At 46.6% G+C, this 22760-nt stretch carries 23 protein-coding genes and 2 tRNA genes; 21 read left to right on the forward strand and 4 right to left on the reverse strand.

Going from position 1 to position 22760, the window contains the following annotated elements:
* Positions 1-38 precede the first annotated feature (38 nt).
* The 9 genes from C2745_RS02130 to nagZ all read left to right on the forward strand — a co-directional run bounded on the left by C2745_RS02130 (position 39) and on the right by nagZ (position 8972).
* Positions 39-1487, forward strand: coding sequence for a DegQ family serine endoprotease (locus C2745_RS02130; protein ID WP_215384713.1), 1449 nt, complete (start codon positions 39-41; stop codon positions 1485-1487).
* A gap of 136 nt (positions 1488-1623) precedes the next feature.
* On the forward strand, positions 1624-3429 hold the full coding sequence (lepA, locus tag C2745_RS02135; RefSeq protein WP_215384715.1) for a translation elongation factor 4: 1806 nt from the start codon (positions 1624-1626) through the stop codon (positions 3427-3429).
* Positions 3429-4235 (forward strand): signal peptidase I, encoded by an 807-nt coding sequence (gene lepB / locus C2745_RS02140; RefSeq protein WP_215384717.1) that lies wholly within the window; start codon positions 3429-3431, stop codon positions 4233-4235. Before lepA ends, lepB begins: the two co-directional genes overlap by 1 nt.
* A 5-nt stretch (positions 4236-4240) precedes the next feature.
* The gene (gene rnc / locus C2745_RS02145) at positions 4241-5032 is read left to right on the forward strand and encodes a ribonuclease III (protein ID WP_215384719.1); all 792 of its coding nucleotides are present in this window, start codon (positions 4241-4243) and stop codon (positions 5030-5032) included.
* Between the two features lie 44 nt (positions 5033-5076).
* Positions 5077-5970 carry a GTPase Era gene (gene era / locus C2745_RS02150; RefSeq protein WP_216861128.1) on the forward strand — a complete coding sequence of 298 codons (894 nt, stop codon included), beginning with the start codon at positions 5077-5079 and terminating at the stop codon, positions 5968-5970.
* 5 nt (positions 5971-5975) lie between these two features.
* The gene (gene recO, locus C2745_RS02155; RefSeq protein WP_215384721.1) at positions 5976-6710 is read left to right on the forward strand and encodes a DNA repair protein RecO; all 735 of its coding nucleotides are present in this window, start codon (positions 5976-5978) and stop codon (positions 6708-6710) included.
* A gap of 12 nt (positions 6711-6722) precedes the next feature.
* Complete coding sequence (gene pdxJ, locus C2745_RS02160) at positions 6723-7466, forward strand: pyridoxine 5'-phosphate synthase (protein WP_215384723.1); 744 nt, start codon at positions 6723-6725, stop codon at positions 7464-7466.
* Between the two features lie 27 nt (positions 7467-7493).
* The gene (gene acpS / locus C2745_RS02165; protein ID WP_215384725.1) at positions 7494-7886 is read left to right on the forward strand and encodes a holo-ACP synthase; all 393 of its coding nucleotides are present in this window, start codon (positions 7494-7496) and stop codon (positions 7884-7886) included.
* Between the two features lie 9 nt (positions 7887-7895).
* The gene (gene nagZ, locus C2745_RS02170; RefSeq protein WP_215384727.1) at positions 7896-8972 is read left to right on the forward strand and encodes a beta-N-acetylhexosaminidase; all 1077 of its coding nucleotides are present in this window, start codon (positions 7896-7898) and stop codon (positions 8970-8972) included.
* A 63-nt stretch (positions 8973-9035) separates the two neighbouring features.
* Here nagZ and efp read toward each other — a convergent pair whose 3' ends face one another.
* Positions 9036-9596 carry an elongation factor P gene (gene efp / locus C2745_RS02175; RefSeq protein WP_012357464.1) on the reverse strand — a complete coding sequence of 187 codons (561 nt, stop codon included), beginning with the start codon at positions 9594-9596 and terminating at the stop codon, positions 9036-9038.
* Between the two features lie 87 nt (positions 9597-9683).
* On the reverse strand, positions 9684-10754 hold the full coding sequence (earP, locus tag C2745_RS02180) for an elongation factor P maturation arginine rhamnosyltransferase EarP (protein ID WP_215384728.1): 1071 nt from the start codon (positions 10752-10754) through the stop codon (positions 9684-9686).
* On the opposite strand from earP, the gene uvrC reads away from it, so the two are divergent.
* From uvrC to C2745_RS02205, 5 genes are all read left to right on the forward strand, one after another.
* The gene (gene uvrC / locus C2745_RS02185) at positions 10753-12663 is read left to right on the forward strand and encodes an excinuclease ABC subunit UvrC (protein WP_215384730.1); all 1911 of its coding nucleotides are present in this window, start codon (positions 10753-10755) and stop codon (positions 12661-12663) included. The genes earP and uvrC overlap by 2 nt on opposite strands.
* Positions 12664-12697: 34 nt before the next feature.
* On the forward strand, positions 12698-13273 hold the full coding sequence (pgsA, locus tag C2745_RS02190) for a CDP-diacylglycerol--glycerol-3-phosphate 3-phosphatidyltransferase (RefSeq protein ID WP_215384732.1): 576 nt from the start codon (positions 12698-12700) through the stop codon (positions 13271-13273).
* A gap of 118 nt (positions 13274-13391) precedes the next feature.
* Positions 13392-13467, forward strand: a tRNA-Gly gene (locus tag C2745_RS02195).
* 49 nt (positions 13468-13516) lie between these two features.
* Positions 13517-13590, forward strand: a tRNA-Cys gene (locus C2745_RS02200).
* A gap of 85 nt (positions 13591-13675) precedes the next feature.
* Positions 13676-14137, forward strand: a complete 462-nt coding sequence (locus tag C2745_RS02205) for a hypothetical protein (protein ID WP_215384734.1) — start codon at positions 13676-13678, stop codon at positions 14135-14137.
* A 67-nt stretch (positions 14138-14204) separates the two neighbouring features.
* Here the strand turns inward: C2745_RS02205 and lexA are convergent, their stop codons facing one another.
* Positions 14205-14924, reverse strand: a complete 720-nt coding sequence (gene lexA, locus C2745_RS02210; RefSeq protein ID WP_215384736.1) for a transcriptional repressor LexA — start codon at positions 14922-14924, stop codon at positions 14205-14207.
* A 59-nt stretch (positions 14925-14983) separates the two neighbouring features.
* Here lexA and C2745_RS02215 point away from each other — a divergent pair, with 59 nt between their 5' ends.
* The 6 genes from C2745_RS02215 (at position 14984) to dnaB (ending at position 20185) form a co-directional block, all read left to right on the forward strand.
* Positions 14984-16060, forward strand: coding sequence for an asparaginase (locus C2745_RS02215; RefSeq protein ID WP_215384738.1), 1077 nt, complete (start codon positions 14984-14986; stop codon positions 16058-16060).
* Positions 16061-16185: 125 nt separating this feature from the next.
* Entirely contained in the window at positions 16186-16560 is a 375-nt protein-coding gene (rpsF, locus tag C2745_RS02220; protein ID WP_068322189.1) for a 30S ribosomal protein S6, read from the forward strand.
* A gap of 59 nt (positions 16561-16619) precedes the next feature.
* Complete coding sequence (priB, locus tag C2745_RS02225) at positions 16620-16913, forward strand: primosomal replication protein N (RefSeq protein WP_072583120.1); 294 nt, start codon at positions 16620-16622, stop codon at positions 16911-16913.
* Positions 16914-16926: 13 nt separating this feature from the next.
* Positions 16927-17199: a 30S ribosomal protein S18 gene (gene rpsR, locus C2745_RS02230; protein ID WP_011902267.1), complete on the forward strand. Its 273-nt coding sequence runs from the start codon at positions 16927-16929 to the stop codon at positions 17197-17199.
* 13 nt (positions 17200-17212) lie between these two features.
* On the forward strand, positions 17213-17665 hold the full coding sequence (gene rplI / locus C2745_RS02235) for a 50S ribosomal protein L9 (RefSeq protein ID WP_215384740.1): 453 nt from the start codon (positions 17213-17215) through the stop codon (positions 17663-17665).
* A 69-nt stretch (positions 17666-17734) separates the two neighbouring features.
* Positions 17735-20185, forward strand: a complete 2451-nt coding sequence (gene dnaB / locus C2745_RS02240) for a replicative DNA helicase (RefSeq protein WP_371743001.1) — start codon at positions 17735-17737, stop codon at positions 20183-20185.
* 87 nt (positions 20186-20272) lie between these two features.
* On the opposite strand, the gene C2745_RS02245 is transcribed toward dnaB, so the two are convergent.
* Complete coding sequence (locus C2745_RS02245; protein WP_215384742.1) at positions 20273-20536, reverse strand: hypothetical protein; 264 nt, start codon at positions 20534-20536, stop codon at positions 20273-20275.
* A 212-nt stretch (positions 20537-20748) separates the two neighbouring features.
* Here C2745_RS02245 and C2745_RS02250 point away from each other — a divergent pair, with 212 nt between their 5' ends.
* Positions 20749-22755, forward strand: coding sequence for an autotransporter domain-containing protein (locus tag C2745_RS02250; protein ID WP_215384744.1), 2007 nt, complete (start codon positions 20749-20751; stop codon positions 22753-22755).
* The last annotated feature ends 5 nt before the right edge of the window (positions 22756-22760 follow it).

Genomic DNA, 22760 nt, shown 5'->3' on the forward strand with positions numbered 1-22760 from the left:
CTTCATCGTTGGTTTTCACCAAGTAGGTCTATAGCATTATGAAAAAGCACTTTATTGCGCTCTTGGCTATTTTGAGTCTGGGGCAAGTCACATTTATTCCAACTGCATCTGCACAAAATCCTCGGGTAACAATTCCTGATTTTGCCGATTTGGTTGAGCGCGCCAGTCCAGCGGTAGTAAATATTCGGACCACTGAAAAAGTTGCAGTACAACAGACTCAAGGCGGCATCCCAGGAATGCCTGAAGACCAAGCTGAATTCTTTCGTCGTTTCTTTGGTGTTCCGATTCCAGGAATTCCAAATGGACCAAAGCAAGCGCAACCAAGCCCAGGCAAACCACAAGAAGCAGATCGTGGCGTAGGCTCAGGTTTCATTATTGAATCGAATGGTTTGATTTTGACGAATGCACACGTAGTTGAAAGTGCTACTACCATCTACGTGACCTTAACAGACAAGCGCGAATTTAAAGCGAAGTTGTTGGGTATGGATAAGCGTACTGACGTAGCAGTTCTCAAAATTGAAGCACGCGATTTACCAAGATTGCCGCTGGGAGATTCTTCTAGAGTGCGTGTTGGTGAATGGGTTCTTGCGATTGGTTCTCCATTTGGCCTTGAGAATACGGTGACTGCAGGCATTGTCTCTGCAAAGAGCCGCGACACAGGTGACTACTTACCCTTCATACAAACTGACGTTGCAGTCAACCCAGGAAACTCTGGAGGCCCACTGTTAAATACCGCAGGTCAAGTCATTGGCATCAACTCACAAATCTTTAGTCGCTCTGGCGGCTACATGGGGATTTCATTTGCGATTCCAATTGATGAGGCAATGCGAGTTGCAGATCAATTGCGTACTAACGGAAAAATGACTCGTGGTCGCATTGGTGTTGCTTTAGGTGAAATGACAAAAGAAGTGGCCGAGAGTTTGGGTTTGGGTAAACCTCGCGGCGCCTATGTGCGCAATGTTGAACCAGGTGGTCCTGCTGCCGTAGGTGGCATTGAGTCTGGCGATGTCATTTTGAGTTTTAGCGGGCGCGATATTTCTAAGTCAACTGATTTGCCTCGGGTGGTTGGAGAGACTAAGCCAGGCACAACTGCCAACGTTCAAATTTGGCGTAAAGGTTCGACTCGTGATTTATCGGTGACGGTCATCGATACAGATGCTTCTGCATCAGCCAGTAAAAAACCAGATGCATCCCCAAGTAATGGCGCTAGCGTCAATGCTTTTGGAGTGGCAGTGAGCGATGTCTCGGACGCCAAAAAGAAGGATTTGAATATCAAGGGTGGGGTTGAGGTCACCGGCTTGGGTGATGGGCCCTTGGCTAGGGCTGGTATTCGTCCTGGGGACGTCATTATTCGGATTGCAGATGCCGATATTACGGGCGTGAAGCAGTTTGAGTCCCTGGTGAAGGGTTTGGACGCCAACAAGGCCGTTCCGGTCTTTATCCGCCGCGCAGATAGCACCTTGGTCATCCCGGTCAGGCCGAAATAACCCTAATTTGGGCTTAAAAATGGGGTTAGGCGTCTTTTGGGCGCCACCCATTACAATCACTTTAAGACGACTTTTTGCAGCGCATCATTGTGGTGCGTTCTGACAAGGCGTTTTTTGAATGACCTATTAAGACGCTATGGATTTAATCCGCAATTTTTCTATCATCGCCCATATCGATCACGGCAAATCCACGCTTGCTGATCGCATTATTCAACTTTGTGGCGGTCTTTCTGATCGCGAAATGGAAGCTCAAGTTCTCGACTCAATGGATATTGAGCGTGAGCGTGGTATCACCATTAAAGCGCAGACTGCAGCTTTAAATTACAAAGCCAAAGACGGCAAGATTTACAACATTAATCTGATTGATACCCCGGGGCACGTCGACTTTTCTTATGAAGTGAGTCGCTCTTTGTCTGCTTGTGAAGGCGCATTGCTGGTGGTGGATGCAAGCCAAGGTGTTGAAGCTCAAACCGTCGCTAACTGTTACATGGCCCTTGAGCTTGGTGTCGAAGTTGTGCCGGTCCTCAATAAGATTGACTTGCCGCAAGCTGATCCTGATCGCGCCAAAAAAGAAATTGAAGATGTGATCGGCATTGATGCCTCGGAAGCGGTAACCTGCTCAGCCAAAACGGGCCTGGGTGTTGAGGATGTCATCGAAGAAATGATTGCTAAGGTGCCGCCACCGCAAGGCAGCGCGACAGATCCATTGCAAGCATTGATTATTGATTCCTGGTTTGACAACTACGTTGGCGTTGTCATGCTGATACGTGTAGTTAATGGCACCTTGAAGCCAAAAGAAAAAATTACCTTAATGGCAAATGGTTCAAGCCATTTGGTCGAGCACGTCGGCGTGTTTAGTCCGAAGTCGGTGGATCGTCCAGAGTTGTCTGCCGGTCAAGTAGGCTTTGTGATTGCTGGTATTAAAGAATTAAAAGCTGCTAAGGTGGGTGATACGGTTACGCATTCTCCTGGGCAACAAGGTCGTGTGCCTGCTGCTGAACCTTTGCCAGGTTTTAAAGAAGTGAAGCCTCAAGTTTTTGCTGGTTTGTATCCAGTGGAGTCGAGTGAATACGATCAGCTGCGCGAATCATTAGAAAAGTTGCAGCTAAACGATGCTTCACTCTTGTATGAGCCAGAGGTATCTCAGGCTCTTGGTTTTGGATTCCGCTGCGGTTTCTTGGGTTTGCTGCACATGGAGATTGTGCAAGAGCGCTTAGAACGTCAGTACGGCATGAATCTCATTACTACCGCGCCAACGGTGGTGTACCAAGTAGAGCAATCCGATGGCACGATTGTGTCCGTCGATAATCCGTCAAAGATGCCAGAGGCCAGCAAGATCAATACGATTCTTGAGCCTATCGTGACGGTCAATTTGTATATGCCCCAAGAGTATGTGGGTGCAATCATCACCTTGTGCGTGGGTAAGCGCGGCATTCAGATGGATATGAATTACCTCGGTCGTCAGGTCAAGCTCACTTATGAGCTGCCAATGGCGGAGATTGTTTTGGACTTCTTTGACAAGATGAAATCCATCTCACGTGGTTATGCCTCAATGGACTACGAGTTCAAAGAATATCGTCCAGCAGATGTAGTGAAGGTCGACATCCTCATTAATAGTGAGCGGGTAGATGCCCTCTCAGTGATCGTACATAGAAGCAACAGCCAGCATCGTGGTCGTGAGGTAGTTGCTAAGATGCGCGGCATTATTCCTCGTCAAATGTTTGATGTCGCTATTCAGGCTGCAATCGGCAGCAATATCGTTGCACGTGAAAACGTCAAGGCTTTACGTAAAAACGTCTTGGCCAAGTGTTATGGCGGTGACATCTCCCGTAAGCGCAAATTGCTAGAGAAACAAAAAGAAGGTAAGAAGCGCATGAAGCAGGTTGGTAACGTGGAGATTCCACAAGAAGCCTTCTTGGCTATTTTGCAGGTGGAGGATTAATGAACTTCGCCCTCATCCTTTTTATTCTGGTAATTCTTTCTGGTATTGCTTGGGTTGCTGACAAGCTGGTCTTTGCGCCTAAGAGACGTTTAGCGGGCATCGACCGTATGCCTTTGTGGCTCGAATACACGGCCGGCTTCTTCCCAGTGATTTGCGCAGTATTTGTATTGCGCTCTTTTATTGTGGAGCCGTTCAAGATTCCGTCTGGCTCGATGATTCCGACATTGCAAATTGGCGACTTTATTCTGGTGAACAAATTCACTTATGGAATTCGTTTGCCAGTGATTAATCAAAAAGTAGTCGATCTTGGCTCACCCAAACGCGGTGATGTTGTTGTGTTCCGTTACCCACGCGATGAGTCCGTTGATTACATTAAGCGTGTAGTAGCTCTGCCTGGTGATGAAATCACGTATGAAAATAAACGCCTCACCATCAATGGGCAGGCCTTGCAATATAGCGGTGGAGAGCCTTACCTCGATCCCGAAAATATGCGCTATGCCAAGCGCTTCACTGAAACTTTCCCTGCGGACTTGGGCGGCAATCGCCATGAGATTTTGAATGATCCAGATCGTCCAGCTACCGTGTTTCCAACTGAGCGTTTTCCAGGGGCTGAGTTCTGTCAGTACCAGCCATCCGGATTAACCTGCAAGGTTCCTGCTGGCCATTACTTTGCCATGGGCGATAACCGGGATAACAGTGCAGACTCGCGTTATTGGGGCTTTGTGCCCGACAAGAACATTGTTGGTAAAGCCTTCTTTGTATGGCTGAACCTGGGTAATTTGCGTCGCATTGGCGGATTCGAATAAACATTATGAACGCGCGCGCTGTCATTGATACCGCACCACTGCAAGAGCGCCTTGGCTATGTCTTTAAAAAGCCAGAGTTGCTTAATCAGGCGCTAACTCATCGTAGTCATAGTAAAAAGAATAATGAGCGCCTTGAGTTTTTAGGCGACTCTATTTTGAATTGCGTTGTTGCTGAAATGCTCTACGAGCGTTACTCAGATTTGGACGAGGGTGACCTCTCCAGGGTGCGCGCTAATTTGGTAAAGCAGCAAGCCTTATATGAAATCGCTCAAACTTTATCTTTATCAGATTACCTACGCTTAGGCGAAGGTGAACTCAAGAGCGGTGGCTTTCGTCGCCCTTCGATTTTGGCTGATACTTTAGAGGCTGTTACTGGCGCCATCTTTATGGACGGTGGCTTTGAGGCTGCCAAGATTTGCTTGCGCAAGTTGTATTCAATTATTTTGGCCAATGTTGATCCTAAGACTTTAGGTAAAGATGACAAAACGCTATTGCAAGAGTGTTTGCAAAGTTATCAATTGCCGCTGCCGGCTTATAACGTTACCGGCACCACTGGAGCCGCACACAATCAGCAGTTTGAAGTGGAGTGTTTGATTCCAAGTCATAAAGTGGCTGTAAAAGGTGAGGGTGCTTCACGCCGCGCTGCAGAGCAAGCAGCAGCAAAACTGGCTTTGATTGCCATGCTAAAAGCATTGCCACAAGAATCTCGCAAACCCAAGAAGACTCGGTCAGCCAAAAAGAAAGCGGCTAAAAAAGAAGTAACCGAAGAGCAGTTCAATCTTAAGCTGAAGGGCTAATCGTGTTTAGATGCGGCACTATCGCCATTGTTGGGCGTCCTAATATGGGTAAATCAACACTCTTAAATGCGTTGGTTGGCCAGAAGATCAGCATTACTTCTCGCAAGGCGCAAACTACCCGTCATCGTATTTTGGGTATTCAGAATCGTGAAGAAGCCCAGTTCATCTTTATCGATACACCGGGTTTTCAGACGCGCCTTATGAATACCTTGAACAAGGCACTGAATCGTACTGTAACCACTGCTTTGCAAGATGTGAATGTGGCGTGCTTTGTGGTTGAGGCGGGTTACTTTGGTGAAGATGATAAAAAAGTATTGAAGCTACTTCCGGACGACTTGCCTGTTGTGCTGGTGCTCAATAAGCTGGACTTGTTTAATAGCCGTTTTCAGACTCCATCAGAGCGTGACCAAGCTTTGTTGAACTTTATTAAAGATATGGCCCGTCCTTGGTGTGAATTGGGCGGCCACGAAGATCAAAAATGTGAGTTTGCTGAAATCGTGCCGATGAGCGCTAAAAGTCCTGGCGATATCGAAAGATTGCTAGATGTGCTTGAGGGCTATCTTCCTGAGGCGCCAGCTGTCTACGATGGCGATACTATTACCGACCGCAGTGAACGCTTCTTAGCCGCTGAAATTCTGCGTGAAAAAGTATTCCGCTTTACCGGTGAAGAGTTGCCTTACACCAGCACCGTAGTGATTGATCAGTTCAAGATGGACGGCAAAATGCGTCGCATTGCGGCAACGATTTTGGTGGATCGCGATAGTCACAAAGCCATGATCATTGGTCAAAAAGGTGAGCGATTAAAGAAGATCTCCACGGATGCGCGTATTGATATGGAAAAGCTCTTTGATGGCAAAGTCTTTTTAGAGACTTGGGTCAAAGTGAAGCGTGGCTGGGCAGATGATCGCGCTGAATTGCGGGCTCAGGGTCTGGAATAAATTTAATGGCCTCGATTCGTGTTGCTGACGAACCTGCTTTTGTATTGCATAGCATTCCCTATAAAGAGACCAGCTTAATTCTGGATGTCTTTACTCGGCAATATGGCCGTATGGCTTTAATTGCTAAGGGTGCAAAGCGTCCACATTCCACATTGCGTCCAGTCCTGCAGCGCTTTCAGCCTTTGCTAGTTTCTTGGAGTGGTAAATCTGAGCTGCGCACATTAACAAAATCCGAATGGGTGGGTGGTATGCCATCCCTAGTGGGCGATGCCCTTCTGTGCGGTTTTTATCTCAATGAGCTATTAGTCAAGTTTTTGGCGCGCGAGGATGATTATGAAAAACTCTACGATCGCTATGCAGAAACAATTAATGCTTTATCGAATCTAGAATTTGAATCTAAGGGCTTAGAAGAAATTCTGCGGCCATTTGAGTTGTCTTTATTACAAGAGACAGGTTATGCCGCTGCCTTGGATCGCTGTGTTGAGACCAACGAAGCTCCGGAAGCTCAGCAGCAGTATGTCTATCAGCCTGAGCGTGGCGTACGTCCTGTACAGGTGGATGATCCAGGACATTGGCCTGTATTAACTGGAAAGTCGCTCCTGGCCATTGCTGTCGGTGATTTTTCTGATCCAGAGACACTTTCTGAGAGTAAGCAATTGATGCGATTTCTCCTTGGTCTGCATTTGCAAGATCAGGTGTTGACTACCCGTCAAATTTTGATTGATTTGAAGAAAATCTAGTAATCTACACAGATGACATCCCCGCACGCTTTAGAACTTGGCATCAATATCGACCACGTCGCTACCTTGCGCAATGCAAGGGGAACGATTTATCCCGATCCATTGAAGGCTGCAAGATTGGCTGAAGAGGCTGGCGCAGATCTGATCACTCTGCATTTGCGGGAAGATCGTCGCCATATTAAGGATGCCGATTTATTAGCTTTGCGTCCGCTCATTAAAACCCGTATGAATCTTGAATGCGCAGTCACCCCTGAGATGATTGATATCGCATGCCAAGTAAAACCTCATGATGTCTGCTTGGTCCCCGAGAAGCGTGAAGAGGTAACAACAGAAGGTGGCCTAGATGTCTTGGGTCACTTCGAGGCGGTTAAAGCCGCCACTAAGAAATTAATTGATGCTGGTATTCGGGTGTCTTTGTTTATTGATCCAGAAGAAAAGCAAATTCAGGCTGCAAAAGATGTAGGCGCAACCGTAGTGGAGTTGCATACTGGGCGTTATGCAGATTTATCTGGCGTCGATCAAGTCAAGGAGCTAGAGCGCATTCGTAAGGCGACAATATTTGGAAAAAGTATTGGCATGAGAGTGAATGCTGGCCATGGTTTGCATGAGGGTAATGTAAAACCTATTGCTGCCATTGCTGAATTATCCGAGCTCAATATTGGTCATGCCATCGTTGCTGAGGCTTTGTTTAAAGGTTGGCAAAAAGCGATTGTTGACATGAAAGCCCTGATGGCTCAGGGAAGAGCAAACTCTTAAGAACGCTAAATAGTTACAAAATCAAAAATGATCATCGGTATCGGCACAGACATTCTGCAGATTGAGCGCTTACAAGCTGCTTACGATCGCACCAATGGCCGACTTGCTGAAAAGATTCTAGGGCCTGATGAGATGTTGGTGTTCAAGCATCGCCTTGCTAGAAATCACAAACGGGGCATCGCCTTTTTGGCAACCCGTTTTGCTGCCAAAGAAGCATTTTCAAAAGCAATTGGATTGGGGATGAGAATGCCGATGACTTGGCGCTCCCTTCAAACCTTAAATGAATCCAGCGGTAAACCAGTTACTTCGTACCTGGGTGCTTTAGCCGACTTCATGCAGGAGAAGGATTGGGAAGCTCATGTCACAGTGAGTGATGAGCAGGATATGGCAATTGCGCACGTCATTGTTACGCAAAAATAAGAGGAAGAGATGAGTAAGTCAAAGATGGCCCCAGGCCCGGTTACCTTAGATGTGGTTGGTCATGAGCTTAATGCTGAAGATCGTCGTCGGATCTTGCATCCGCTTACTGGTGGCATCATCTTGTTTGGTAGAAATTTTGCCAATCGAAAACAGCTCACAAAATTAACGGCTGACATCAAGAAGCTACGCCCGGATGTATTGATCTCGATTGATCATGAGGGTGGGCGTGTACAGCGTGCTAAGACAGATGGCTTTACTCACCTACCAGCTATGCGCAAGCTTGGAGAGCTCTGGTTATCTAAAACCAAATCCACTCATGCCGCTGAATCTGCTGCATTGGCAATGGCAGCGGCGACGGCCTGTGGTTATGTGCTTGCAGCCGAATTGCGTGCTTGCGGCGTTGACTTTAGCTTCACGCCAGTACTCGATCTCGATTTTGGCCGAAGCGGTGTGATTGGAGATCGTTCTTTTAGTCGCGATCCTCAAATGGTATTTGCATTAGCCAAGAGTCTTAATGAGGGTTTGCGTTTAGCTGGCATGGCTAACTGTGGAAAGCATTTTCCGGGGCATGGCTGGGCGGAGGCAGATTCTCATGTGGCAATACCAGTCGATGAACGCTCTTTGCAAGAAATTTTGAATGATGATGCCAAGCCATATGAGTGGCTAGATCTTAGTTTGGCGTCAGTGATGCCAGCCCATGTGATCTACCCTAAAGTGGATAAGAACCCAGCGGGCTTTTCGAAGATCTGGTTACATTCCATTCTGCGTCAAGAGTTGGGATTTGAGGGTGTAATCTTTAGTGATGACCTTTCGATGGAGGGCGCTAGCGTAGCGGGCTCAGTAGTGAAGGGTGCTGAGATGGCTTTAGAGGCAGGTTGTGATGCAGTATTAATTTGCAATCGCCCTGACTTAGCTGATCAGTTGCTCTCTAAGCTAAAGGTATCCAAAGCAAAATTAAGCGAGTCTGCAACGCGCTTAAACCGTTTGATGCCCACTGCATCGGCCCTTAACTGGCAAGACCTTCAGGGTGAAGTTGAGTATCAACATGCAAAGGGTTTGCTGCAGCAGTTAAAGCTGATTGCCTAAGCAAATACTGTGACAATAAAAAAGCCCGGCATGCCGGGCTTTTTAACTACTGTAGTGTGCTGATTAGTTAGCGCGGCTACGGTATTCACCGGTGCGAGTATCGATTTCGATCTTGTCGCCAGTGTTGCAGAACAATGGAACTTGTAATTCATAGCCAGTTGCCAATTTTGCGTTCTTCAATACTTTACCTGAGCTAGTATCACCTTTAACTGCTGGTTCTGTGTAAATGATTTCACGAACCAAAGAGTTAGGCATTGCTACGGAGAGTGCTTTACCTTCGTAGAACACTACTTCACATGGCATACTTTCTTCGAGGTAGTTCAATGCATCACCCATGAACTCGGCTTCAACTTCGTATTGGTTGTAGTCGCCATCCATAAATACATACATTGGATCTGCGAAGTAAGAATAGGTGCATTCTTTCTTGTCGAGAATCACCACATCAAACTTGTCATCGGCCTTGTAAACACCTTCGTTTGGTGCGCCAGTTAACAAGTTCTTGAATTTCATTTTTACAACTGAAGAGTTGCGGCCAGAGCGGCTGTATTCGGCTTTTAAAACGACCTGGGCATCGGTGCCGATCATCACTACGTTACCAACGCGGAGTTCTTGTGCTGTTTTCATCTTGCTGTTCCTGGGGGCAGAGCTATTTTTCTGCGGTTTTTATCAAAAACAAGATTGTAACCGCCCGCAAGCCTTTATTGCTTGGGATTAGGTGGCAAAGCTCACCAGACGTGCTGGCAGGCCTCCATCCCCCTGTTTTTCCAGTAATTGGGTGCGCCAGAGCTTGGCATGATCACTCCAGACCTCTAAGTTGCTAAACCATTCGCTAGGCATTGCCCAGGTCATTGCGCCAATGGTGGCTAGACGTAGCGCTTGATTAGCCTCCTCCAGATATAGATCTAGAAAAGCCGCTAACTTCACCTCATGTGCTCGATCTTCTTGTGGGTAGATATGCCAGATGAATGGCTTACCCGCTAACTGGGCGCGAATAAAAGAATCCTCTCCGCGAACGATATTGAAGTCGCATTGCGAGAGTACCCAGTCATAGTCATCCTGTGAAACAAAGGGTATTGATAGTAATCGCAGATTGTCTGGTAGCGAGAGCGGCTGTTCGCCGTACAGATTTAATTGTTCAGCATGGCCATGGGCCAGCAAGACATCAACTTCTTCATCAAGGCTGCCTAAATTTTCCAACCATTTTTTTAGGGGAGCACCAGGGTAGCAAAAAACACTGATGCGTTTGGCACCAGGTCGCAGCTGTGACCACACTGTTTGTAGATCGCCCGGGATATTCTCTTTGACTAATTGACCCTCTGGCGGGATCGGATCTAGCAACAGTCCGCCCACCTCATCCTGAAATCCTGGAAAGAAAAAGTACTTTGGTATACCGTGCGATTGAGGGGAGGCTTTACCGTGAAACTCAATCACCCAGGGCTCAGCACTCAAATACTCTAAGTTGATGATGATGGGTTTAATGGGGGCGATAAATAAGCCTGCGAGGTAGCGCTCTGGTAAGTCGCAGCCAAATGCCTCAATCACTACATCGGGAGTCTCAACGGGGTGACGTGCGTTGTTACAGCTTGCCTCCCAAGGAAGAAATTCAATTTTTTGCTTAACGGATGGATCTACTCCAGAAGCGAGTAAATTAAGGGTTGGCAGATCATCGCAAAAAATACGGACCTCTTGGCCATGAATGCTTGATAAGCTTCGGGCTAGACGCCAGCAAACACCGGCATCACCATAGTTATCGACGATTTGGCAGAAAATATCCCAACGCATGAGCAATTCGCTTTTTGAAACCCTTCAGCAGGATGTTAAACGGCTACCCGGATTGCCGGGGGTATATCGCTTCTTTGATGAGGCGGGGCATATTCTGTATGTAGGCAAAGCACGTAACCTCAAAAAACGGGTGTCTAGTTATTTTCAGCGCACCCAGTTGTCACCACGTATTGAATTGATGGTGGGCAAAATTGCGCGCTATGAAACAACAGTAACACGGACCGAGACTGAAGCTCTTATTCTAGAGAACAATCTGATTAAAGAGTTAGCGCCGCCATTCAATATTCTCTTTAGAGACGATAAGTCATACCCATATGTCATGCTTACTGGGCACCAGTTTCCTCGGTTGGCTTCTTATCGTGGCAAGGTGGACAAGCGCAACCATTACTTTGGCCCATTCCCCAATAGCTGGGCTGTGCGTAATAGCGTACAAATTCTGCAGAAGGTTTTCCGCCTGCGTACCTGTGAGGACTCTGTATTCAAGAATCGCAGTCGTCCTTGTCTCTTGCATCAAATTCATCGCTGTAGCGCCCCATGCGTAGGCCGTCTGAGCGTAGAGCAGTATGGGCAAGATGTAGCTCAGGCCACCCGTTTTTTAGAGGGTGATCACACTCGCGTTTTGTCAGAGCTTGAAAAAGAAATGCATGCGCACAGCGAAGCAATGGAATTTGAAATGGCTGCAGTGCTGCGTGATCGTATTACTGATCTTTCAAGCGTCTTGCAGCAACAGGCAATGGATACGGTTGCCGAGGGTGAAGGTGATGTCGATATTATTGCGGTCGCTCGGATGGAGGGAATGGTTTGCGTGAACCTGGCCATGGTGCGTGGCGGCCGTCACTTAGGTGATAGGGCGTACTTCCCTAAAGGGTTGCGCACAACATCTGGTGAGTTGCCATCCCCAGCAGAAATATTGGAAGCTTTTATTGCTCAGCATTATTTAGAGGAAAACGCTGAAGATGCTACGACCAATCTAATTCCACCGGTCTTGGTTTTGAATCACCCCTTGCAATCTGCGAGTGATGATGTGACCAAGTTAAGCGAGTCGCCACCTGAAGATTTGCATGAACTATTAAATGTGCAGGCCGGTAGAAAAATCACATTCTTGCACCAGCCTCAAGGCCAAAGACGCCACTGGCTGGCTATGGCTGAAGGCAACGCCAAGATTGCTTTGACAAAGCGCCTAGTGGAGACTGGTGGTCAATTGGCTAGAGCGCGTGCGTTAGCTGATATTTTGGGTCTTGAGTTGGAAAGTCTTGAGCAGTTGCGAATCGAATGTTTTGACATCAGTCATACGTCGGGAGAAGCAACTCAAGCCTCTTGTGTGGTGTATGCCAAGAATGCGATGCAATCGAGCGAGTATCGTCGTTTCAATATCAATGACATCACTCCAGGTGATGATTACGCAGCTATGCGCCAGGTACTGCAAAGACGCTATGCAAACTTTCAGGAACTACCAGTAGAAAAAATACCGCAAGTGATTTTGATTGATGGCGGCAAAGGTCAGGTCGAAATGGCAAGACAGGTTCTATCTGAATTTGGTATGGATATTGGCCTCATTGTGGGAGTTGCAAAAGGAGAGGGTCGCAAGGTTGGCTTGGAGACTTTAATTTTTGCCGATGGCCGCAAGGCGCTTGAACTTGGTATTGATAGTGCGGCACTATTGCTGGTTGCGCAGATTCGTGATGAGGCGCATCGCTTTGCCATTACAGGCATGCGTGCAAAGCGCGCTAAGGCCAGGGTGGTTTCGAGGCTCGAAGAGATTGAAGGTATTGGCGCCAAGCGCCGGCAGAAGCTGTTGGCACGCTTTGGAGGTTTAAAAGGGGTGGCCAACGCCAGTATTGAAGAGATTGCTAGTGTTGAGGGGGTCTCCATTACGCTTGCAGAGCAGATTTATCGTCAACTTCATTAGTCAGTAAGCGGGACATTTGGTTTATGCTTAGCAAATGCCATTCAATCTACCAATCGCCTTAACCTGGTTGCGTGTAGCAGCAATTCCGCTGCTGGTAGCTGTCTTTTATCTCCCTGGCCAATGGCTAACCCCGTTTGAGAAAAATTTCATTGCAGCACTGATTTTTACGCTTGCTGCAGTAACAGACTGGTTGGATGGATTTTTGGCGCGCCGCTTAAAACAAGAATCTGCGTTCGGACAATTCTTAGACCCTGTTGCGGATAAATTAATTGTTGCCGCAGCTTTATTGGTACTTCTCAATATGGACCGTGTTCAGGTCTGGGTAGCACTGATTATTATTGGTCGCGAAATCACGATTTCCGCTTTGCGCGAATGGATGGCCCTCTTAGGAGCCGGCAAAAGCGTCGCAGTGCACATGGTTGGCAAGCTCAAAACTACGGCTCAACTGATTGCAATTCCATTTTTATTGTTGAATGACGCCTTATTTGGCTGGTTAGATTGCGCCAGAATCGGAACCTGGTTAATTTGGATTGCCTCCTTTTTAACGCTTTGGTCGATGTTTTATTACCTCAAGAAAGCGTTGCCGCAACTTGTCGGCAAAGTGGATTAAATCCCCTAAAACTCAAGACGGGCGGGGTTGAGCGCCCTTAATCAATGCCGTACTTTGATGCCTTCGAGCGGAAATAATGCTTTCTTTCAGATTGTTTGTTAAACTACTGCCCTGTTATGCGGGAATAGCTCAGCTGGTAGAGCGATACCTTGCCAAGGTATAGGTCGGGAGTTCGAACCTCCTTTCCCGCTCCAAGTTCGATGGGAAGCCCTCAAAAGCTTCCCATTTTTGATTTAAGTATCTGGCGCGTTGGCCGAGTGGTTAGGCAGGAGCCTGCAAAGCTTCGTACGGGGGTTCGATTCCCTCACGCGCCTCCAGTAATTTGCCTTGACGAAATGGGCGCATCACCTAAAATGCTTTTAAATAAGCTAAGTAAATTTCGCCAATCACCTAAAGCAAAACATGATTAAAACCAATACTCTTAAAGTTAGTGCAATAGCATTGTTCTTGTCTGCTTTATTGGGCGCTTGTGCTAGTTCAGGTGACTCTCCTTCAGGCTCTCCACAGGAAGTTCAAGAAGTCCAAACTCAGTTGCTGGGTGACATGTTATTGCCACAGGGTGCGCGCTTAAATGGCACTGAGTCGATCATCATTGGTCGCGGTAATGAATGGGTTGGTAGAGCGATTGTGAATGCATTGCAAGGCTCTACAGATGTTTATGCTTTCTTCCAATCCGAATATCCGAAGAATGGTTGGACAACAGTGACTGCTGTTAAAGCGAAAACAAGTATCTTGGTTTTCACAAAGGGCGACAGAACTGCAACGATTGAAATAGTCGATGGTTCATTTGGCGGTCCTAAGTCAGTAATTGTGATTACATCGTCACCTAAGAATGCAAACGTACTAGCACCTGCTCGTAAATAATTTAGTTGCTGCAGCAGGAAACAAAAAAGGCCTCTTCACAGAGGCCTTTTGCTTTAGGGGTTGTAGCTTAGAGCCCTTCAGCCCTTATTAAGCCAACGGCTTGCCCTTCAATAGCAAAGTTCGGTTGACGGCTGTCTACCAAGATATTTTTGAAGTCCGGGTTTTCTGCTTGCAACTCAATGACCATGCCATCGGCAGTTTTCTTTTGTTGCCAGCGTTTCACAGTGACTTCATCATCGAGGCGTGCAACGACAATATCACCGTTACGCACTTCAGTTGTTTTTCTAACAGCCAAATAATCACCATCCAAAATTCCAGCATCGCGCATGCTCATACCTTTTACTTTCAGCAAGTAATCGGCACCTTTGCTAAATAAGCTTGGATCAATTGGAACTTGTTTTTCAATATGCTCAACAGCCATGATTGGTGAGCCGGCAGCAACTCGTCCAATCAATGGCAGTGTGAGTTGTTGTAGCGCGCCAGATGGTAAAGACATCTGACGATATTTATTGCTGTGATGGGTTTGATTGAATCGCTGTGGAATGCGAATGCCGCGTGACGTACCTGGCGTTAATTCGATATAACCTTTTTTTGCTAGTGCGCGAAGATGTTCTTCGGCAGCATTTGCAGAGGCAAATCCCAGTTGCGTGGCAATCTCTGCACGAGTCGGTGGTAAACCGCTCTCATCGATGGCTTTAGTGATCAACTCCAAAATCTCATTCTGACGTGGAGTGAGCTTGGGGAGGGCAGTCAGCTCCTCCGGAAAATCGACTGTATTTATGTCCATACTGGGATTGTATACAGCAGTTTTTGATAATTCAAGCTATTTAAGGGGGATAATGGGGTATGAGCTCACAAGAAAACACCTCTGAAAATTCACCTCATATCCTAGTCTTAGGCATGGGGGGGACGATTGCCGGCTTGGCCTCTAGACCAGAGGATAAGCCTTTGGAATATGTGGCAGGACAGGTTGAGGTGGGTTCTTTGCTGGCTCATATTCAGTCTGCAGTGCCTGAGGGTATTCAGCTGGTTTCCAGGCAATTGGCGAACATCAATAGCTGCAACCTAACGGAGGCCTTACTCACCCAACTGGGAGAGGCTGTCAGGGAAGCGCTTGCTAATGCCTTGGTTACAGGCGTAGTGCTTACTCACGGAACCGACACAATTGAGGAGACTGGCGTCTTCTTGCAGCTGACTTGTGGCAAATATGCTGAAAATTTAGGCAAAAGAGTAATCTTGACTGGCGCCATGTTGCCGGCCAATGCGCCTAAGGCTGATGGACCCTCCAATTTGTTGGATGCCATTCGCTGGGCCTCAACCCCAATTGATGACTGCCCTGGTGGTATCTATGCCGTCATGGACGGTCGAGGTTGTATGGCCATGGATCTATCAAAACGGCACGGTAGCGCGCTCAATGCGCCTATTCAAGCCTCACCTAGTAGCTCGGTGGGCTTGATTAATCCTTCCTGGTTATCCGGAGTCAAGGCGGTTCAAGCTCTCTGGACCGAGGATTGGCCTATCCCTAAGGAGGGTGAATGGCCTTGGGTGGAGATTTTGACCAGCCATGCGGGCGCGCGTCCGGAAACTATCACACACTGGCTGAACTCCAAGGTGAAGGGCTTGGTCTTGGCGGGAACGGGCATGGGTAGCCTTCATGATGCCTGGCGTGAATCTTTGGTAGCCGCTGTAAAACATGGGATTGCACTGGTCAGAACCAGTAGAACTGGGGCGGGAGAAGCGCAAGCCAATTTGCCAGAAAAAGATATTCCCGGTTGCCTGGCCTCGGGCAGTCTTTCTGCCCCAAGAGCTCGGATTGCGCTGCAATTAGCCTTGAATGCTGAAAAACAGGCTCAAACCGCTGGTAAATCCCTGACTTGGCAGGATTTTTTTGCTAGAATAGCGGTCTTGCCTGTAATCAGGTGAGAGCTGTAAAAGTGTTGTAAGCAGTACCTACAATTTGTTACTACCTTGTCACACTGGCGCTAACTTTAATAAACCATCGAAAGTTAGCAAGACGCCCAGGTGACTTTATCCTTAAGGAGTGTTTGATGCGTCATTATGAAATCGTCTTTATCGTCCATCCGGACCAAAGCGAGCAAGTACCAGCGATGATCGATCGTTACAAAGCTACATTAGCAGCTGCGGGCGGAAAAATTCATCGCATGGAAGACTGGGGTCGTCGTCAGATGGCTTACATGATCGACAAACTTGCTAAAGCCCACTACGTTTGCATGAACATTGAGTGCGACCAGAAAACTCTGGAAGAGCTTGAGCATGCGTTCAAATTTAACGATGCTGTTTTGCGTCACCTCATCATCAAGACTAAGAAAGCTGAAACAGAGCCTTCCATCATGATGAAAGAAGTGCAACGTGAAGAAGCGCGCAAATCAGCTCAATCTGACGCTCCTGTAGCGGCAGCCTAAGTTAGAAATTTGAAGAGGAATACACAGGCTAGAAAACGTATCAGAGAAGCGGAGCGGCGTTGAATCATTTCACCCTAACTGCAATCTTGGTATCTAAAGACGCGATTCGATTTACACCAGCAGGAATACCGGTGATGCATTGCCAGCTAGAACATAGCGGCCAAGCAAACGAGGTAGGAGTGGCAAGGAAAATTCAGATGAACGTTGAAGCCATCACGATCGGTCCGATACAAAAGGATTTAGAGCGAATGGATTTAGGAACTGAGGCAGTGTTTGAGGGATTCTTAGCACCCAAGACTCTACGTAATCAAAGACTTGTTTTCCATATTACCCATATTCAATTGAAAAATTAAAGAGGAAATCATCATGGCGTTTGGAAAGAAACCCGATTTCAAAAAGAAACCAGCTCAGAACCCATTGTTCAAGCGTAAGCGTTATTGCCGTTTCACTGTTGCTGGCGTAGAACAGATTGACTACAAAGATGTAGATACATTGAAGGACTTCATTGGCGAAAACGCTAAGATCACTCCTGCTCGTTTGACAGGCACAAAAGCTAAATATCAGCGTCAGTTAGACACTGCTATCAAGCGTGCTCGTTACTTGGCTTTGTTGCCATTCTCCGATCAACACAAGAAATAATTAGGAGCCCTCAATGCAAATCATTCTTTTAGAAAAAGTAACAAACCTGGGCAACCTCGGCGACATCGTTCGCGTTAAAGACGGTTTCGCTCGTAACTTCTTAATCCCACAACGTAAAGCTCGTCGTGCAACTGAAGCAGCTATCGCTGACTTTGCAGTGCGTCGTGCTGAGTTGGAGAAATTGGCTGCTGAGAAATTGGCTGCCGCTGAAGCAGTTGGCATCAAGCTCAAAGACTTGGTTCTCGAAATCGGTCAAAAAGCAGGTGTTGACGGTCGTTTGTTTGGTTCTGTAACCAATCACGATATCGCTGATGCGTTGAAAGCTAAAGGCTTCACAATTGAGAAGTCTTCAGTTCGTTTGCCTACTGGCCCATTGAAAATGGTTGGTGATCACCCTGTAGCGGTTGCTGTTCATACCGACGTAGTTGCAGACATCACTATTCGTGTAGTTGGTGAGCAAGCTTAAGTTTTAGAACTGTAAATAAGCCACATGGCTGAATCCCGTTCACGTTCCGTTACGCTGAATCCCGGCATGATGGGTCCTGGGGATGCAGTCGTGCAGGCTTTAAAAGTTCCGCCGCATTCTGTAGAAGCCGAGCAATCTTTGCTCGGCGGTCTACTAATCGATAACTCCTCATGGGATAACCTTGGCGGAGTATTAAACGATAAAGATTTCTATCGCCCTGAACATGCTTTGATCTACAAGGTCATTGCTCGTTTGGTTGGCGACAATCATCCTGCCGACGTCATCACTGTTTACGATGCCGTTAAATCTGAGCAGGGTGGTGATTTGATCAGCATTGACTACCTCAACTCTTTAGCTCAAAACACCCCAAGCGCTGCAAACATTAAAGGCTACGCCGACATTGTTCGTGATCGTAGTATTTTGCGTCGCTTGATTGAGGTTTCTGACAGTATTGTTAATTCTGCGTTTGTGCCTGAAGGCCGAACAGTGAGAACGCTGTTGGATGAAGCGGAGTCTCGTATTTTGCAAATTGGCGAAGAAGGTAGTCGTAAGGCTGACTATCTTGAGATTGAGCCTTTGCTTCGTTCCGTGGTTGCCCGTATTGATGAGCTATACAACCGCCAAGGCGGTAGCGACATTACAGGTATTGCAACTGGATTTTTAGATTTAGACAAACAAACAAGTGGCCTGCAAAAAGGCGACCTGGTGATTGTTGCAGGCCGTCCTTCTATGGGAAAAGCACAACCTCTGGATGCAAAAGTGAAGACGGTTGATGGCTGGAAGTTAATGGGTGACTTGCGTTTCGGAGATCGTCTTGCTTCTGTAGATGGTCAACATTCGATGGTTACTGGTATTTATCCGCAGGGCATGAAGCAGATATATAAAGTGACTTTTTCTGATGGTCGTCAAGCCGAGTGTTGTGATGAACATCTATGGCGTGTCATGTATCGAGAATGGTCTGAGCCTCGCGTCATCAACACTGTCCGCTTAATGGAAATGCTGCAATGTGTTCGATATAAAAATAGACTATGGATTGATCCAGTCTCGGGCGATTTTGGCCACTCGAATGCATTGCCAATTCATCCGTGGGTTTTGGGTGCATTGCTGGGCGACGGAACATTGGCGCTATCTCATAGTAGTGTGATGTTTTCGACTAAATCACCTGAGCTAGTTGAGCGTATCAATATGCTTGCGGGTTATGAGATGGAGCTAGTGCATGCGAATGCATACGACTGGAGACTCGTCTCGAAAGAAAGAATTGCTGCTAATGGTCAAAGAGCTGCTGTAAAGACAAATCACTTTAGGGCTGCTCTTGATGAGTTAGGCGTACTAGGTTGCAGAAGTTTTGATAAATATATTCCTGCCACTTATCTTGAGGCCAATAAAACTTCTCGTCTCGCATTATTTCAAGGTTTGATGGATACGGATGGCTGGATTGAGAAGTGGGGTTCCATTCGCTTCTGTACGGCAAGTAAGCAATTGTCTGAAGATGTGGCAACTCTAGCCAGATCTTTGGGCGGCTTTTGCTCAATAACGCAGAAGCAATCTAGCTACACCTATAAAGGTGAAAAGAAGCAAGGTCGCTTATCTTATGTTTTAAATATGAGTTTTGGCCCTGGTTTTGAGGCTTTCACTTTGCCTGAAAAGAACGAAAGACTGAGGGTAAGCTGGGATCGTCAGCGCAGACTTTCATTTCAGAGTATTGAGCCTTCCAGGATGTCTGAGGCGCAATGTATTTCAGTTAGCCACCCCCAAAGAACTTATGTAACGAATGATTATGTCGTTACTCATAACACTGCATTTGCTTTAAACATTGCCGAGAACGTTGCATTGGCAGAAGGTTTGCCTGTTGTCGTGTTCTCGATGGAGATGTCAGGCGAGCAATTGGCTGCCCGTTTATTGGGTTCAGTAGGGCGCGTAGACCAGGGTCGTATGCGTACTGGTAAGCTGCAAGACGATGAGTGGCCGCGCGTTACTGATGCGATTGCCCGTTTGAGTAATACCCAAATTTTGATTGATGAGACTGGCTCTTTATCTAGTCTTGAGTTGCGTGCCCGTGCACGTCGAATTGCCAGAAACTTTGGTGGCACACTTGGTCTCGTAGTAATTGACTACTTGCAGTTGATGAGTGGTTCTGGCTCTGAGAACCGTGCAACAGAGATTTCTGAAATCTCTCGCTCGCTCAAGTCACTTGCAAAAGAATTGCAGTGCCCAGTAGTTGCACTCTCTCAGTTAAACCGTGGCCTTGAGCAACGTCCTAACAAACGTCCAATCATGTCTGACTTGCGTGAATCCGGCGCTATTGAGCAAGATGCCGACTTAATTATGTTTATCTATCGTGATGAGGTTTATCACCCTGATACCACCACCGATAAAGGTGTTGCTGAAATTATCATTGGTAAGCAACGTAACGGCCCAATCGGCACAGTGCGCTTAAGTTGGCAAGGCCCGTATACCAAGTTTGATAACTTAGCGATGGGATCCATCGGATACTCTTCTGGTGGTTACGAACCGTTCTGAGAAAAAAAGAAATATAAAAACAGATCAATAAAAAGCCTCGCAACGCGAGGCTTTTTTAATGCTTAAAATAAATTTACTCAAACGAATTTATTTCTCGCCTTCACACTTTTTGATAGATGCGGCTTTTGCTGCGCCATAGAGTGGCTTGCCGTCTTTGCTAACTGCTTTTGCTTCGCAATCGTTAGGCTTGGCATCACCCATACATTTCTTCACGGAGGCATCTTTAGCGGCGCCATAAATTGGCTTACCGTCTTTACTAACTGCTTTTGCTTCGCATTCTGCCTGAGAGAGCGCAAATGCTGGGGCTGTAAAGCTAAGGGCAAGACCTAAAGCAATAATGATTTTTTTCATCTGAATTCTCCTTGGTTGAATGATTTAACTATATCTATTTATAAGTCTTAAAACGATTATTTATGAACAATCGATAGGTTGATATTAGCCTAAGGGTTAATAGATATTAACTCCATGGGGAATTATGATTTGATTAAATTAACATTAAATAAAGACTAGATATGACTCTATTCAGCCGGCTTGTATTTGTACGGTTTCTTGCAAGCTCGTTTTTGGCATTTATTTTTTTTATTCCCAGTCTTTCCATCGCGGCGAATGGGAGCTGTCTTGTAACAGCCCCGACCCCCGTTCCGGTTGGTGCTAATCCTTATGTACCAGTAAATGGACAAACTGTTGAATGCTCGCCCGGTGGAGCAGCAGCCACTGCTGGCGTGATATCCGCGCCAAATACTACGACGCAAGGAAATGGGGTAAATGTATTAATTAATGCAACCACACAGCTCACTATTGATGGTTCAACTGTGGGTCTGGGAAGTGGTGCTGTTGTCAATAACAATGGCTCATTGGATACCAGTTCTTTTTATAACGGTTATGGTATTTCGGCTGGCGCTAATGGTCGCTCTCAGGCTGGTGGTAATGAGTTGAATAACAACGGAAGTATTGTTACAAAGGGTGGAAATGCTGCGGGTATTTACATTAGTGCCACAAATGCTACTTCCATTGGAAACAGCATCTTAAATGCAGGATCTATCAACACGTCAGGCGCAAATGCTGCTGGCATTCGCCTTAATTCCGGATCTAAAACTGGCGTTAATTCGATTGTCAATTCGGGAACCATTTCTACAGCGGGCGCATCTGCGAATGGCATTGATATTTTGGGCTCAGCACAAGTAACCGTTGAAAATACGAATACGATTACGGCTTCCGGCGCCAATTCGTTTGGTATTTACAACCTTGGAAACCTTACCACTTTAAATAATTCCCAGGGAGGCTCTACTCCTCTGACATATTCTGGGGTGCTGCCATTAAATTACAACGTTATCGTCACCAATCCAACAACTTACGGCAAGTTAGATGCGTCGGCTGGAACGGTTTCAGGTGTTATGAATTTCGGTATTAAATCTGGCTCAACTTTAACTAGTGGCACAACGTATTCCACAGTTTTATCCGGCATCAAGATTAATAACCTTGGCAATTCTTATGGTACTTTTGGAGCTTATCAGTGGGCGTTAGTGCATCGTGTAGGCGCCTCTGCAAATCAAACAGACTTGGTGATTCTCAATACACCGCAGCCAACATTGGCCGCCTTAGAGACTGTCTTGGCAGCCAACTCTTATTTGATTGCTCCAATTTATTACGATACTCAAACATCATTGGTTTCGCTGGGTAATACGCTACAAGGCTTATTTGCAATGCAGTCAGCAGGCGTTGTGAATGGGATGTCCTATGACTGTTCGCTATTTGGCGCCAATAATTTTTGCGTTTCTGCGGGCGGTCGCTATACCAACGTAAGCACTTATCCAGATAACACTACAAGTGCATTGTTGATCGGAGCTTATCGTTTCTCATCAAGCTTGCGAGTCGGTGGCTATCTTGATCAAAATCTTTCACAGAGCACTCCTGGTGGAGTTGCTCAGTTAGGTAATGCCACTCCGATGGTTGGTGTATTTGGCGTGTGGTCACAAAACCCAGATGGCACGGGTGTTGAGGCAAAAGTTTCAGCAGGTTATGCCACCAAGGGTGCCACATTAACTCGTCCAGTAGTCGGCGTATCTGAGGCAGGCTCTGGATCGACCAATTTGACTGCACAAGGCGTTCAAGCTCAGCTGAAGTATGGATTTGCCGTAGGGAATAAATCAGTAGTGTCACCTTATGCAGGTATGCGCTATATGGTTGGTGGAATGGGTGGTTACAGTGAGGCTCAATCAAGCACAGTTTCTAGTCCGCTAACCTATAGCTCTATTAGTAATTACACAACTACTGCATTAGCTGGATTAATTGCTAATCATCGCTTAAGTGAAAAAGTCATGTTGGTTGGTAGTGCTGGCGCCGAAAAAGATGTCAATGCCAATGTTGGAAATTTAATCACTAGTGGCAATGGTGATTTTAATATTGCCATGAATAATAACTATCGCAGCTTACGTCCAACAGCTAGTCTCGCAGCGTTTTATGATTTAAGCGCAAAAGAAAGACTTGGGTTAACTGGCATTTATCGCCAAGAGTCTTATCAAGCTGTGACATCAACTACAGTGTTGGCTACCTACACAGTAGGTCTCTAGTCGTC

Source organism: Polynucleobacter sp. AP-Kolm-20A-A1, assembly GCF_018688315.1.
In the GTDB taxonomy this organism is placed as follows: Bacteria; Pseudomonadota; Gammaproteobacteria; order Burkholderiales; family Burkholderiaceae; genus Polynucleobacter.